This is a genomic window from Telluria sp. ZB2R32, assembly GCF_059685715.1.
In genome coordinates this window covers 496,033-510,752 of the sequence record NZ_JCASIG010000005.1, presented here as the reverse complement: position 1 = coordinate 510,752, position 14,720 = coordinate 496,033, and the positions used below count along the sequence as shown (strand labels likewise).

The window sequence follows — 14,720 nt, the reverse complement described above, 5'->3', positions numbered from 1 at the left end:
ATGAATGTCGCGGTACGTAGGGTGGGCTCCGCCCACGCGTGGCAACGCGTGCCGGCCACGTACTTTGCGCGATGCCGGCTGTTGAATGCTGCTCAAGCTTCCAGGCGCGCGCGCAAGGTGGCGGCGAAGCGGGCACGGTCGAACAGGCAGACGATACGTTCGGCGCCGTCGTCTTCGCCCGCCACCGCCAGCACTTCGCCGACGTCGCGGCGCATGTCGGGCGCGCCCGCGCCGTTGCCACCACCGTTGCGGCCGAGGGTCGGCGCGGGGCGGCGCTCGCGGTCCGAGAGCGTCAGGATGCTGTCGACGCGATCGACCACCAGGCCGAAGCTCTCGCCCTCGTGCTCGACCACCAGGATGCGGCGCTCGGAGGGGTCGTCCAGCGGCGCCATGCCGTACAGGCGGCGCAGGTCGACCACGCACAGCATCTGCTGGCGCAGCTGCATCATGCCTTCGACGCAATCCGGCATGCCCGGCGGGCGCAGCGCGACCGTGCCGTAGGGAACGATCTCGCGCACCTGGCCGATGTCGGCGGCCCAGGCGCTGCCGAGCGAGAATGCCAGGTAGACGCGGCGCCGCGCCGCGCTGCCGGCGCCGCGCACGGCGGCGGCGGCCTGCGCGCCGTACAGGCGCCCGTGGCCGGCGCAGATCTCGGCTACTTCGCCCTGGGTGAAGATATGCTCGGGCGCCAGGAACAGGGCATCGGCGCCGTCCGCATGCGGCAGGCAGCCGCGGAACATGGCGGCGCGGCCGGTGCCGAGCATCGGGATCGGCAGGATGTCGCTGTCGAAATGGGCGCGCACGTCCTCGACCGAATCGACCAGCAGGCCGAGCAGCTCGTCGCCGACGCGTACCACCAGGATGCGGCGCTCGGCCGCGTCGGTCCCAGGCGCTGAACAGCGCAGCAGCACGCCGAAGTCGACCACGCCGACCGCCCTGCCGCGCAGGTTGAACCAGCCCTTGCAGACCTCGCTCAGCATGGCCGAGGGTTCGATGGCGGGCACGCGGATGATTTCCTGCACCGCCAGCATCGGCAGCGCGAAGGCGGTGGCGCCGGCGCGGAACACGATCGCCTTGTGGCCTTCGGCCTGGCGCAGGAAGCGCGCGCGCTGGGCGTCGTGCGCGGCCGCCGCCAGCGAACGCACCTGCGGCACGTTCTCGACCCGGATCAGGGCGTTCGCGTCGAGCACCTGCACCAGGCGCCGGCCCTCGTCCAGCAGCAGCGCGCCGCAAATCACGGCTTTGGCGGTGCCGGGCGCATACTGCACGCTGCTGCGCTGTTCGGGACGCACGCGCAGCACTTCGCCGGTGGCGTCGAACAGCAGGCCGACCTGGACGCCGTCGTGGTCGAGGATGGCGATGCGCTGGCCCGGCTGCACGGCGGGTGCGGCGGGATCGAGGATGCGCGCCAGGTTCAGCACGGGAATGGCCGCGCCGCGCAGCGTGAAGATGCCTTCCAGGTAGAGCGGCGACAACGGCAAGGGCGTGATCCGTTCGGGCAGGTTGACCACTTCGCGGATCGACAGCGCCGGCAGCGCGAATTCCTGGCCGCCGAGCAGGAAGCTGCCGTACAGCGTCGTGCCGGCGGCGCCGGCCAGCACTTGCGCCGCCTCGGCGCGCGCGGCATTCATCGCCGCCAGCGCAGCCTGGGCCGACTGCGCCAGCGTCGGCTGGGCTGCGCTCGTTTCAAAGGCCATCATTGCAGCGCTCCCGTGGCAGCGCCGATGCCGACCACCGAATAGCGCTGGCTGTCGCAATCGATGCTGATGCGGCGGCCCTGGTGGCCGCCGACGTCCTGGAAGCTGACGCGCAGGCCGCGCCGGGTCAGGTGTTCGCGCGCGGCCGTCACGTTGCGCCGTCCGATCGGTTCCGTGCCGCGCAGCGCGGCGAGCATGCTGGCGCCGCCGGCGACGACGACTTCGACTTCGTCGTACTGGTCGCGCCGCACGCCGAGCGCCCGCAGCAGGCCCGGCACGGCTGCGCTCACATAGCGCGCACAAGGATCGGCTTGTCCCGCGTCGTCCTGCACGGCGCCCGTCTCGGGCAGCAGGCAATGCGCGAGGCCGCAGCGGCGGCCGTTACGCCAGATCATGCCGATGCCGACGCAGGAGCCGAGCAGCGCGGTCAGGACTTCGCTGCCGGCGCCGACCTGCATCTGGCCGGCGAAGACATGGTGGCGGGTGGCGTCGATGGACTGGATGTTCATGCGTGTTCCTGGCGGATGCGGTAGACGTGGGTCTGTTCGAATTCGAATGGGGTGGCGATGCGGGAGATCGACTCCTGTTCGCCGAGGATCAGGCGCGCGCCGGGGGCCATGGCCGCGCGCACCTGGCGCAGTACGCGCCCCTGGTTGTCTTCGTCGAAATAGATCAGCACGTTGCGCAGCAGGACCAGGTCGAATTGCGCGCCGCCCGCCCACGGCGCCAGCAGGTGGTGCTCGCCGAAACGGACGTGGGCGCGCAGTTCGGGCCGGGCGCGCAAGCCGCCAGCTTCAAGCGTGAAATGCGTGCGCGCCAGCTCCGGGTGCGTCTCGGCGAAGCGCTGCGCGGTGCGGCCTTCGTAGAGACCGGCGGCGGCCGTGGCCAGCACCGCGGTATCGATGTCGGTGGCGGTGATCGAGAATGTGAGCTGTGATGCGCGCAGGCCGGGAAAGCGCGCCTGAAAGCCGCTGCACAGCATCGCCAGCGAGTACGCTTCCTCGCCGCTGGCGGCGGCGGCCGACCAGATGCGCAGGGTGCGCTGCGGGGATTGGGCCACCCAGGCCGGCAGGAACGCGCGCTCGAGGTAGTCCCAGACGGCCGGCGTACGGAAGAACGCGGTATCGTTGGTCGTCACCAGGTTGATGAAGGCCTGCACCTCGGTGCGGTCGGCGCGCACGCGCGCGATGTAGTCGCCGTAGCGGGCCAGGCCGAGGGTGCGCAGGCGCGGGCGCAGGCGGCCCTGCAGCAGCACACGCTTGTGCTCATGCATGGCGATGCCGGTGTGCTCGCGCACCAGCGCCGCCAGGGCGGCGAAGTCGGCGCCCGTCAGGTCGGCGCTGTCAAAGGAAGTCGCCGGCATGGCTCAGACCACGAAACGCGACACGATGCGGTTGAGCTGCTCGGCATTCTCGTTCAAGCCTTCGGTCGAGCGTGCGATGCTGTCGCAGGAGCCGGCGGAACGCTCGGTTTCCTGGGCGATGTAGGCGATCGCGGCGCTCACTTCGCGCGCGGTGAGCGACTGCTCGTCGGCGCTGCGCGAAATGTCGGAGATCGCCAGCGACGTCTTTTCCACGCCGGAAGCGATGCGGTCGAACGCATCGCTGGCCTGGCGCGAGATGTCGCTGCCCTGCACCACGCGGCGCACCGATTCGTTGATCAGCTTGGAGATTTCCTTGGTCGCCTGCGAGGAACGCTCGGCCAGCTTGCGCACTTCGTCGGCCACGACCGAGAAGCCGAGGCCATGTTCGCCGGCGCGCGCCGCTTCGATCGCGGCATTAAAGGCCAGCATGTTGGTCTGGCTGGCGATTTCGCCGATGACTTTGACGATTTCGGCGATGTCTTCCGACGACTGGTTGATCAGGCCCATCGCTTCGATGGTCTTGGCCACGGCCTTGGCGCCCGATTCCGCTTCGTCGCGCGTGGCTTGCGCCAGGGCGTCGGCGTCGCCGGTGCTGCGCGCGATCGAGCCGATCGAGGCGGTCAGGCCGTCGACCGAGGCATTCATCTGCTCGACGGTGGCGCCGAGCGCCTGGGCGCTGGCCGCGACCACGTTGGAGCGGTCGGCGATGGTGCGCGAGGAACCGGACAGCTTGCCGGCGGCTCCCACGACTTCGCCGATCACGCCGCGCAAGTCGGCGATCATCTTCATGACGCCGGCCGCCAGCTGGTCGAGCGGCTCGTCGCCGTCGATCTCGGCCATGGCGGTCAGGTCGCCGGCCGAGGCGCGCGCCACTTGCGCCAGCAGCAGCGTCACCTTGCGCTGCTCGTCGATGGCGCGCGCGGCGCTGCGCTGCTCGAGCAGCACCTGGTCGGTGATGTCGGTGGCGAACTTGACCACCTTGACCGGCTTGCCGTTGGCGTCGAGGATCGGATTGTAGGTCGCCTGGATCCAGACCACCTTGCCGTCGTTGCCGAGGCGGCGGTAGCGGCCGCAATCGTACTCGCCGCGCTGCAGCTGTTGCCAGAACTTGCGGTAGGCCAGGCTGGCGGCGTAATCGTCGTCGCAGAACACGCGGTGGTGTTCGCCCTGGACGTCGCCGATCGCGTAGCCCATCAGTTCCAGGAATTTCTCGTTGGCGTCCAGCAAGATGCCATCCATGTCGAATTCGACCACGGCCTGCGCCTTGCGCATGGCCGCCACCAGCCCGGCCTGCTCGACGCTGCGCGCTTTCTCCCCGGTGACGTCGGTGGCGAACTTGATGATCTTGTGGACCCGGCCCTCGGCGTCGAGCACCGGGTTGTAGGACGCGTTGATCCAGAATTCGCGCCCGCCCTTGCCGATGCGCTTGTATTCGGCGCGCTCGACCTTGCCCGCCGCCAGGTCTGCCCAGAAATCCACATAGGCCGCCGACTGCTCGAACGACGGCTCGCAGAACATCGAATGGTGCTGGCCGACCACCTCGTCGAGGCGATAGCCCGTCACCGTCAGGAAATTCTCGTTGGCATGGGTGACATAGCCGTCGAGCGTGAACTCGATCACGGCTTGCGCCCGGTTGAGCGCGCGGTGGATGGCTTGCAGTTCGTGTACGGCGTTGTTTGATTCCTGAGTGCTGATATGCATGGCTGACCTGTTGAGAGCGGAAGAACTCGGGTGCACTGCACCGGAGGCACGCTGACGCGGTTCTCAAGTCAGCAGGCTGAATGATGCCGCAAATCAACTAATCAGTAAATCCGGAAATCGGTAAATTGCGAAATTATTTCTTGCCGTTGTTGCTTGGCAACATGGCGCTGGCAGGCGCATTTCGTTGCCATTGTCACCAGACCGAATTTTCTATAGCTGAGCTAACGGCCACTGTCGAGTCGAAAAGGCAACCGACCGAATTTTATATTGCTGAGCTCGAGGTTGGAATCCACCGCCCCCGCGCAACACCATATTTTCTACAGCTGAGGTGGCTTGGCTTAGGCCGGTTCACTGCTTTGCTCCACAGGCGTGGTGTGCAGGCAATCCAGGCAGCTGGTGAAATGGATGCGTGCGTAGCGCGTGGACTCGGGAGTCCACCCTACGGTGCACATTTATCAGAAGTAAATGGCCATCTGCGATTTCCGCCCCCATGGCCTCTGATGCACCAAAGCAACGTTGATTCTAGAAAGAAAGATTTTTCTTTACAGCAAATCAGTAAAACCGATACCATTCGCCTGTCAGAAAAATTCAGTAAATTCGAAACCTTCTGATGGCCTTCGCCACCCGGGCCTTTCCAGCGGGGGGCTCTGATTACCGGAGCTTTTGTGCAACGCGTCTTTCTCTTCCTGGCCCTGTGCCTGTTCCAGCTGAACGCGGCCTTCGCCGCCGCCGGCGCCGTCGACGTTACCCTGCAGGCTTTCCAGGTCGCCGGCAGCGGCAAGGACGTCAAGCTGGTGCCGACCACCCGTGCATTGCCGGGTGACACCATCGAATACCAGGTGACCTACCGTAACGGCGGCACCACCCCGGCGCGCCAGATCAAGGCGGTGTTGCCGGTTCCGGCAGGCGGCATGGCTTACCTGGCCGACAGTGCCCTCCCCGCCAAGGTCGAGGCCAGCCTGGATGGCAAGACTTACGCCGCGGCGCCGCTGACCCGCGAAGTCGAGCGCGCAGGACGCCGCGTGGTCGAAGCCGTCCCCCTTTCCGAATACCGCTTCCTGCGCTGGGACCTGGGCGACTTGCCCGCCGGCGCCGCCGTCACCGTCAAATCCCGTATGCGTCTCGCAGGCGCGCCAGCCCAACCCTGATCTATCTGTAGAGGAATAACAACATGAACAAGCACTTCACTTCCCCGCGCGCCACGCGCCTGGCCCTGGCCGCTTCGATGCTCGTCCTGGCATCGTCCGGCGCCCATGCCGCCACCGCCGCCGGCACCGAAATCACCAACCAGGCCAGCGCCATCTACCTCGACTCGCTGCTGCGCGGCCACACGGCCGTGTCGAACACCGTCGTCACCGTCGTCCAGCAGGTCGGCAGCGTCGGCATGGGCGATGGCGGCGCCAAGAACGCCGCCGCCGGCGCCCAAGTCGTGTATGCACACAGCATCAGCAACACCGGCAACGGCGCCGATACCTTCACCCTGAGCACCGGCAACGGCGGCGCCTTCGCCATGGCCAACGTCGTGTTCTACGCCGATGCCAACGGCGACGGCATCGCCGACAACGTCACCCCGATCACCAGCAGCGGCAGCCTGCCGGCCGGCGAGACCTTCCGCTTCGTTGCCGTGGCAACCCTGCCGGCGAACGCCGCCCCGGGCACCAACAACGAACTGACCGTCACCGCCACCAGCACCTTCAATCCGCAAGTGACGGCCAACAGCACCGACACCACCACCGTCACCGCCTCGGCCCAGATGGACATCACCGCCAATGCAGCGGGCAACGGCGCCCAGGGCGCGGGCGCCGGCGCCGAAACGACGGCCGTGATCACCAACACCACCACCGCCGGCGCCACCACGCGCTTCACCCTGTTCCTGAACAACGCCGGCGGCAGCAACGAGACCTTCGCCCTGCAAGCCAGCACCAGCGCCGCGTTTGCCAACACCGATTTGCCGGCCGGCTGGACCGTGGTGTTCAAGGATGGCTTCGGCAACCCGATCAACAACGCGGCCGTCAACAGCGGCGCCTACCGCATGGTCTACGCCGACGTGACCGTCGCCGCCGGCGCCACCGCCGCCACCACCGACATCTACTTCCGCGCGCTGGCCAGCAACAACGTGGGCGACATCATCCACCAGGCCGTCAACGTCGTGAACGAAGCCGTGCAAGTGACCCTGGTGAAGAAGCAAGCGCTGGACAAGACCTGCGACGGCGTGCCGGATACCGAGTTCAGCGCCGACAACATCACCGCCGGTGCGATTCCGGGCGCGTGCATCCGCTACCAGATCACCGCCACCAACACCGGCGCCAGCGACGTCAACACCGTGGTCATCCGCGACACGATCCCGGCCTACACCAGCTGGCACTCGATGCCGAACAACACGACCGGCGCCATCGTCGCCCCGATCGTCAACCTGCTCGGCACCATCTCGGCCAGCGTCGGCACCATGCAGCCGGGCCAGTCGAGCACGATGACCTTCGGCGTTCGTATTTCTCAGTAACACCACCCCAATAACAAGAATTCCCTGTCCGCCGCCCTCCAACGGGCCGGCGGCAGGGACCCCTTCGCCCGAATTTCCGAGTTTCCGCCATGAAGAACCGCCTGGATCATTTCGTTTTCTTTCTGTTTCTCGTCCTGGTCGTGTGCACCGGCGCCCAAGCCGCCATCCGCAACCAGGCCAGCGCCGGCTACGCCAATGCGCTCGGCAATGCGGTGAACGTGAAATCGAACGTGGTCCGCGCGATGCAGCCGGAAACCATCCGCTACTACACCAATTCCAGCTACGCGACCCAGGCTTCGGTCACCACCTTCGGCCGCCGCCTGTTCGTCGAAGCCACCGCGCCGGCCTGCGACGCCGATCCGGAAGCGATCGACACCATTTCGCTGGAAATCGCCTCGCAAAAAACCGGCCATACCCAGACCTACCAGGCGACCGAAACCGACGTCGACAGCGCCGTGTTCCACATCACCTCGCAGGTCATGACCGCCGAAGCCAAGGCCGGCGAACAAGAAGGCACCAACGACGGCTCGATCGGCGTCATGGCCGACGACACCCTGACTGCCACCATCGCCAGCTGCGGCAGCAAGGTCGCCGTCGCCTCGATCCTGGTCGACCCGGTCGGCGTCGTGTTCGACAGCAAGAGCAACGTCCTCCTGAGCGGCGCCACCGTCACCCTGATCGACGTCACCGGCCAGGGCAATGGCGGCCGTCCGGGCGAAGCCGCGCTGGTGTTCGATACCGACGGCGCCACCCCGCTGCCGAGCACCGTCGTGACCGGCAGCGACGGCCGCTACCACTTCCCGCTGGTCGCACCGAGCCTGTACCGCCTGGCCGTGGTCGCCCCGAGCAATTACACCTTCCCGTCGAAAGTCGCGCCGGGCGCGCTGCCGGAAGGCCGCGAAATCAACCTGTACGGCTCCTTCGGCGGCAGCTTCACCGTCAGCGAAGCGACCGGCGCCGTGACCATCGACGTCCCGCTCGACATGGTGCCGGGCACCCTGTACCTGGAAAAGAACGCCTCGCGCGCGACCGCCGAGATCGCCGATTTCGTCGACTACACCATCCGCGTGCACAATACCGCCGAGCAAGCCCTGGTCGGCGTGAAGGTCGACGACGCACTGCCGGCAGGCTTTCACCTGGTGCCGGGCAGCGTGCGCATGGACGGGATGGCCGTGGCCGACCCGGCCGGCGCCGCCGGCGCGAAGCTGCAATTCACGGTCGGCACGCTGCCGGCCAAATCGACGATCGTGCTGCGCTACCGCGTGCGCCTCGGCGCCGGCGCCCTCCAAGGCGACGGCATCAACCGCGCCAGCGCCACCAGCGCCGCGCCGCTCGCATTCACCAGCGTGATCGCGGCCGCCAAGGTCAAGGTCGAAGCCGGCGTCTTCAGCGACAAGGGCGTGATCCTCGGCAAAGTGTTCGCCGACTGCGACGGCAACGGCATCCAGGATGCGAACGAGCCGGGCGTGCCGGGCGTGCGCATCTACCTGGAGGACGGCAGCTTCAGCCGCACCGACCGCGACGGCAAGTACAGCTTCACCGAAACCCGTCCGCGCACCCATGTCGCCAAGCTCGATCCGTCGACCCTGCCGGCCGGCGCAAGCCTGTCGGTGCTGGCGCAGCGCAATGCGGGCGACGCCGGCAGCCGCTTCGTCGACGCCAAGGATGGCGAACTGGCGCGCGCCGATTTCGCCGTCAAGGGCTGCGGCCCTGCGCTGCGCGCCGACATCAATGCCCGCCGCGCAGCCGCCAAGGCCGAGGGCAAGGCTGCCGAAGCCGCCGTGCAGGCGCCTGCCGCCAAGGCCGCCCCGGCCAAGCTGGATTTGACCCAGTTCGACAACAGCCTCGGCTTCGTGGGCCTGCAGGATGGCGCCGTGCTGGCCCAGCACCAGGCCACCGTGCGCGTCAAGGGCGCCCTCGGTGCACGTTTCGCGCTGCTGGTGAACGGCGAAGCCGTCGCCGAATCGCACATCGGCCAGCGCAACAAGGTCGCCGAGCGCCAGCTGGAAAGCTGGGAATTCGTCGGCGTCGCCCTGCACGCCGGCAAGAACGTGGTCGAACTGCGCCAGGTCGATACCTTCGGCAACCCGCGCGGCAGCCATCGCATCCAGGTGGTGGTGCCGGGCGCGCTGGCGCGCCTGCGCGTTGAACTGCCGCAGGCCACGGTGGCCGCCGATGGCCGCGCCGCCGTGGCCGTGCTGGTCAAGCTGGAAGACGCCCAGGGCGTGGCCGTGCTGCAGCGCACCCCGGTCACCCTGGACACCAGCCTGGGCCAGTGGCTGGGAGGCGACCTCGATCCACGCGAAGCGGGCGTGCAAACCTTCATCGAAGGCGGCCAGGCCGAATTCGCCCTGCGCGCGCCGCAGGAAGCCGGTGAAGCGACCATCGCCGCCAGCAGCGGCCAGGTGAAGGCCACGGCCACCCTCGGCTTCGTGCCGGACCTGCGTCCGCTGGTCGCCGCCGGCGTGGTCGAAGGCAGCATCAGCCTGAACGATATCCGCGGCAACCGCAGCAACCCGAACCGCTCGTTCGACGCCTTCGAGGACAGCCTGCGCAGCGTGTCGGGCAAGCTGGGCGGCAACGAGGCCGAGGCCGGCGCCCGCGCCGCCTTCTTCCTGAAAGGCAGCGTCGGCAACGATACGCTGCTGACCATGGCCTACGATTCGACCAAGGAAAAGCAGGAAAAGCTGTTCCGCGACGTCGATCCGACCGGTTTTTATCCGACCCTGGGCGACGATGCGCAGCGCGGTTTCGAAGCGCAGTCGACCAGCCGCATGTACCTGCGCGCCGACCGCAACAAGTCGTGGCTGCTGTATGGCGACTTCACGCCGCCGGGCAGCACGCCGGCGCGCAGCCTGGGCGCCTACAACCGCAGCCTGACCGGACTGCGCCACCACATCGAGAGCGGCAACCTGAGCGTGGACGCCTTCGCCAGCCGCGACAGCACGCGCCAGATGGTCGAGGAAATCGCCGCCAACGGCACCTCGGGTCCCTACCTTACCGGCAGCGGCGTGATGGTCCTGAACAGCGAGCGCGTCGAACTCGTCGTGCGCGACCGTAACCAGGGCGGCGTCGTGCTGTCGAACGTGACCCAGGTGCGCTACGTCGACTACGACATCGAGCCGCTGACCGGCCGCATCCTGTTCCGCGCCCCGGTGGCCAGCCTGGACGCCAACCTGAACCCGGTGTCGGTGCGCATCAGCTACGAAGTCGACCAGGGCGCACCGCAGTTCTGGGTCGGCGGCGTCGCCGGCCAGTACAAGCTCGGTACGATGGTCGAGATCGGCGGCAGCTATGTCGCCGACCGCAACCCGATCGCCCAGACCACGCTGTCGAGCGTGAACGCCACCGTCAAGCCGGACGACAAGACCACGGTCATCGTCGAAGCGGCCCACACGGACAAGCAACTTAGTAACAACCGGGACGGCAACGCCGCCCGCATCGAGGCCGTGCGCAAGGACGGCAAGCTGGAAAGCCGCCTGTTCGCGGTGCGCACCAGCGAACACTTCGACAACCAGTCGGCCCTGGTGCCGAAAGGCCGCGTCGAAGCGGGCCTGCGCGCCGGCTACAAGGTCGACGAACAGCTGCGCCTGGACGTGGAAGCGCTGCACACCGAAGACGTGGTCAGCGGCGCCGCGCGCGACGGCGTCCAGGTCGGCGCCGGCTATGCCCTCAAGAACGGCGTGCGCGTCGAAGCCGGCCTGCGTCACTCGCAGGAAACCGCCGCTGGCGGTACGGTCCTGGCCCAGCCCGATCTGACCAGCGTGCGCACCAAGGCCAGCGCCCAGGTCCCGGGCCTGCCGCAGGCCAGCGTTTCGCTGGAAGCCGAGCAGGATATTAAAGATAGTGGCCGCCGCATGGTCGCCATCGGCGGCGATTACCGCCTGGCTGGCGGCAGCCGTTTCTACGGCCGCCATGAGCTGATCAGCAGCCTGGGTTCGAACTACGCCCTGAACGAAGGCCAGCAGCGCAACGCCACCGTGTTCGGCATGGATTCGGACTACATGAAGGATGGCCGCGTGTTCTCGGAATACCGTGCCCGCGGTTCGGAACTCGGTTCGAAAGAAGCGGAAGCCGCGATCGGCCTGCGCAACCTGTGGACCATCGCGCCCGGCGTGCGCGCCAACACCAGCTTCGAGCGCGTGCGCGTGCTGAGCGGCCCGGCCACCAACGAATCGATCGCCGTCGCCGGCGCGCTCGACTACGCCCGCAACCCGCTCTGGCGCGCCAACGCCCGCCTCGAACTGCGCCATGGCGAAGACAGCGACAGCGTCCTCAATACCGTGGGCCTGGCCCACAAGCTGAGCGAGGATTTCACTTTCCTCGGCAAGAACACCTACGCCGCCAACCGCAGCCGCACCACCGGCAGCAAGCGCGTCAACGAACTGCTGCAAAGCGGCGTCGCCTACCGTGCACCGGGCAGCCTCGGCTTCAACGGCCTGGCCAAGTACGAGTTCAAGCTGGAGTCGGACGACGGCCCGGCCGACCTCGAGCGCGCCGTGCACGCCGTGTCGCTGGCCGCTAACTGGCAGCCGACCGCCGACACCGTGCTGAGCGGCCGCTACGCCGCCAAGCAGGTGCGCGACGCCTCGAACGGCCTCGACACCCGCGGCACGGCCCAGCTGCTGGCTGCGCGCATCACCCGCGACATCGGCCGCGACTGGGATGTCGGCGCCGTCGCCCAGGTCTTGTTCAGCGGCCCGGAACGGAGCCGCCAGTTCGGCCTCGGCCTGGAAGCCGGTTACCAGCTGCAGCAAAACGTCTGGGTCTCGGCCGGCTACAACCTGCTCGGCTTCAAGGAGCGCGACCTGGCCGGTGCCGACGCCACCGCCAAGGGCGTGTATCTGCGCCTGCGCATGAAATTCGACGAGCGCGCCCTGGGCGGCATGCTGTCCGCATTCAACTAAGGAAACAACCATGACCTCCTTGACGAACCGTTTCGGCTGGCTGCGCGCCATCCTCATGATGTGCGCCCTGCTGGCCATCGTTCCTGCCCAGGCTGCCTGCGTGGCCGGCGCCTGCATCTCGGCCGGCCCGCGCCTGGCGAGCGTGAATTCGACCCAGAGCGCCCTGCTCAACCCGCTGCTAGGCGGCCTGCTGGGCAGTAACGTCAACCTGTCGGTGGCCGACTGGAACGCCCTCGCCGGCGGCGACGTCAAACTGCTCGACTTTCTGAACGCACTGAAGGTGCAGGCCAACGTCTCGAGCCCGACCCAGGCGCTCGGCACCGGCGTCACCCTGGGCCAGGTGAACGCTGCCCTGAACGTGGCGGCCCAGGCCCAGGCCAAGACCAGCCTGTCGGGTGTGCTCAATACGCTGCAGGGCCAGCTGGGCAATGCCAATGCCACCGTGCGCGTCGGCGACCTGCTCAAGGTCTCGACCGATGCCGGCGCCCTGGTCGACACCACCATCAATTCGCTCGACATGCTGACCGGCCTGATCCAGCTGTACAACCACCGCAACATGCTGACCACGCCGACCCCGATCGGCATCTCCGGCGGCGCGCTCGGCATGCTCGGCGTGGTCAACAACCTGCAGCTGTACGCCCAGGTGATCGAGCCGCCGGTGTACGTGTGCGGCCCGACCGGCAGCCAGTTCCACTCGGCGGCAATCCGCCTCAAGCTCAAACTCGACCTGGTCACCCTGAGCCCGGCCACCGACAGCCTGAAGGCGGTGGCCGGCGTGAGCAGCGCGACGGTCGCCATCAGCAAGCTCGACGTCTATGTGGACGCGGCGCGCGGTGAAGGCAGCCTGGCGGCCGTGGACGCCGCGCTCGGCGCCGTGACCCTGCAAGTGGCGCCGGGCGTGGCCGACATCTACCTCGGCAGCATCGCCGACAGCGTGTTCTTCAACCGCACGCGCCGCCTGGCGGCAAGCGACGTCGATTATGGCCAGATCGGCCAACTGGCCCTGAACGGCATCAATGTCGCGCTCGAGGTCAAGTCGTCCGCGCGCGGCCAGGCGCCCTTCGCCACCAGCGTGACCATGAGCGGCAGCTTCCCGCAGACCCGCACCGTCAGCACCAGCGCCGCGTTCGTCACCGGCCTCACCGACACCTTGGTGAACAACCTGTCGCTGCGCACCACCATCCTCACCGGCGGCCTGCTCGACATCGTGCTGGCGCCGGTCACGCGCCTGCTCGACGGCCTGCTCAAGCCGGTGCTGAAAACCCTGGTGGTGAATACCCTGTCGCCGGTGCTGACGCCGATACTGACGGGCGTCGCCGATCCGCTGCTGAAACTGCTCGGCATCGGGCTGGGCGAAATGACGGTGACGGTGAACGGCATCTGCCAGGCCTGCGACAGTTTTCAACTCACCAAGACCACCGACAAGGCCAACGCCGTGCCCGGCAGCGTGATCAGCTACGAGATCGCGTACAAGAACAGCGGCACCACCACCTTGTCAAGCCTGGCGATCACCGACGCCACCCCGGCGTTCACCTCCTTTGTCGGCGCCGAGTGCGGCGCCCTGCCGGCCGACCTGGTCACCTGCGCGATCGCGACCCAGCCCGCGGCCGGGGGCGATGGGCAGGTGGAGTGGCGGTTTACGGGGAGCCTGCAGCCGGGGGCGACCGGGACGGTGAAGATCAAGGTGCGGGTGTTGTAGGGGCCTGTACTCTCAATCCCTGCGATAGGGCTGCCCGAACCCGTAAGGTGGGCGGCTCTACCTGATAAAGGTGCGGACCATCTGCGTTCACGCCGCCCACGCGTTCAACGCACGGCTGAAAACCACGGTGCGACCAATATCCGCTGGTTGAACGCGTGGGCGGCATCCAGGCAGCGGACGGGCATACGTCCGGGTCGAGCCGCCCACCTTACGGGTCTGCGCATCGGTCCCGGGATACGCTGAACATGCCCCGGTAGCTGTACAATTTGTACAACACCACACGCCGCCCTCCCATGCCCACCCCCCGCATCCTGGTCCTGTACGCCCATCCGTCCCCGCACCGCTCGCGCATCAACCGCCGCCTGGCCGATGCCGCGCGCGCCCTCGACGGGGTGCTGGTGCACGACCTGTACGAGACCTATCCCGATTTCTACATCGACGTCGCGCGCGAGCAGGCGCTGCTCGAAGCGGCGGAACTGGTCGTGTTCCTGCACCCGATCCGCTGGCACAGCATGCCTGCGCTGCTGAAGGAATGGGTCGACAGCGTGCTGGTGGCCGGCTGGGCCTACGGGCCCGGCGCCACCGCCCTGCGCGGCAAGGGTTACTGGCTGGCGGTGACCACCGGCAGCCCCGAGGAAGCCTACCGCACCGGCGAACGCCACGGGCGCCCGTTCGAGGCTTATTTGCCGCCGTTCGAGCAGACCGCCCTGCTGTGCGGCATGGAGTGGTGGCCGCCGCACATCCTGCATGGCGCCCACGCCGCACAGGACGCCGCCGTCGACGCCCACGTCGCCGCCTTCCGCGCGCGCCTCGAAGCCTTCCTGCTCACGCCTGCGAAAGACGGAGCCTAAGC

Annotated in this window: 9 protein-coding genes; 5 read left to right on the top strand and 4 right to left on the bottom strand. The window is 67.8% G+C overall.

What is annotated here, in order from left to right:
• Nucleotides 1-92: 92 nt before the first annotated feature.
• From AC56LG_RS17400 to AC56LG_RS17385, 4 genes are read right to left on the bottom strand one after another with little or no spacing between them, the layout of a single operon-like run.
• Complete coding sequence (locus tag AC56LG_RS17400) at nt 93-1,700, bottom strand: chemotaxis protein CheW (protein ID WP_497167321.1); 1,608 nt, start codon at nt 1,698-1,700, stop codon at nt 93-95.
• Nucleotides 1,697-2,206, bottom strand: a complete 510-nt coding sequence (locus tag AC56LG_RS17395) for a chemotaxis protein CheD (RefSeq protein WP_497167320.1) — start codon at nt 2,204-2,206, stop codon at nt 1,697-1,699. The genes AC56LG_RS17400 and AC56LG_RS17395 overlap by 4 nt, the downstream gene beginning before the upstream one ends.
• Entirely contained in the window at nt 2,203-3,060 is an 858-nt protein-coding gene (locus AC56LG_RS17390; protein WP_497167319.1) for a CheR family methyltransferase, read from the bottom strand. Before AC56LG_RS17390 ends, AC56LG_RS17395 begins: the two co-directional genes overlap by 4 nt.
• Before the next feature lie 3 nt (nt 3,061-3,063).
• Complete coding sequence (locus tag AC56LG_RS17385) at nt 3,064-4,761, bottom strand: methyl-accepting chemotaxis protein (protein ID WP_497167318.1); 1,698 nt, start codon at nt 4,759-4,761, stop codon at nt 3,064-3,066.
• A gap of 665 nt (nt 4,762-5,426) precedes the next feature.
• Here AC56LG_RS17385 and AC56LG_RS17380 point away from each other — a divergent pair.
• The 5 genes from AC56LG_RS17380 (at nt 5,427) to kefF (ending at nt 14,718) form a co-directional block, all read left to right on the top strand.
• Nucleotides 5,427-5,909, top strand: coding sequence for a hypothetical protein (locus AC56LG_RS17380; RefSeq protein WP_497167317.1), 483 nt, complete (start codon nt 5,427-5,429; stop codon nt 5,907-5,909).
• A gap of 23 nt (nt 5,910-5,932) precedes the next feature.
• On the top strand, nt 5,933-7,261 hold the full coding sequence (locus tag AC56LG_RS17375) for a hypothetical protein (RefSeq protein WP_497167316.1): 1,329 nt from the start codon (nt 5,933-5,935) through the stop codon (nt 7,259-7,261).
• A gap of 89 nt (nt 7,262-7,350) precedes the next feature.
• Nucleotides 7,351-12,168 carry an SdrD B-like domain-containing protein gene (locus tag AC56LG_RS17370; RefSeq protein WP_497167315.1) on the top strand — a complete coding sequence of 1,606 codons (4,818 nt, stop codon included), beginning with the start codon at nt 7,351-7,353 and terminating at the stop codon, nt 12,166-12,168.
• 10 nt (nt 12,169-12,178) lie between these two features.
• Entirely contained in the window at nt 12,179-13,867 is a 1,689-nt protein-coding gene (locus tag AC56LG_RS17365; protein WP_497167314.1) for a hypothetical protein, read from the top strand.
• A gap of 293 nt (nt 13,868-14,160) precedes the next feature.
• Complete coding sequence (kefF, locus tag AC56LG_RS17360) at nt 14,161-14,718, top strand: glutathione-regulated potassium-efflux system oxidoreductase KefF (RefSeq protein WP_497167313.1); 558 nt, start codon at nt 14,161-14,163, stop codon at nt 14,716-14,718.
• The last annotated feature ends 2 nt before the right edge of the window (nt 14,719-14,720 follow it).

Coding starts and splice junctions, on each gene's coding strand:
- AC56LG_RS17375 (WP_497167316.1), top strand. CDS start 5,933: ATGAACAAGCACTTCACTTCCCCGCGCGCCACGCGCCTGGCCCTGGCC.
- AC56LG_RS17390 (WP_497167319.1), bottom strand. CDS start 3,060: ATGCCGGCGACTTCCTTTGACAGCGCCGACCTGACGGGCGCCGACTTC.
- AC56LG_RS17370 (WP_497167315.1), top strand. CDS start 7,351: ATGAAGAACCGCCTGGATCATTTCGTTTTCTTTCTGTTTCTCGTCCTG.
- AC56LG_RS17365 (WP_497167314.1), top strand. CDS start 12,179: ATGACCTCCTTGACGAACCGTTTCGGCTGGCTGCGCGCCATCCTCATG.
- AC56LG_RS17400 (WP_497167321.1), bottom strand. CDS start 1,700: ATGATGGCCTTTGAAACGAGCGCAGCCCAGCCGACGCTGGCGCAGTCG.
- AC56LG_RS17385 (WP_497167318.1), bottom strand. CDS start 4,761: ATGCATATCAGCACTCAGGAATCAAACAACGCCGTACACGAACTGCAA.
- kefF (WP_497167313.1), top strand. CDS start 14,161: ATGCCCACCCCCCGCATCCTGGTCCTGTACGCCCATCCGTCCCCGCAC.
- AC56LG_RS17395 (WP_497167320.1), bottom strand. CDS start 2,206: ATGAACATCCAGTCCATCGACGCCACCCGCCACCATGTCTTCGCCGGC.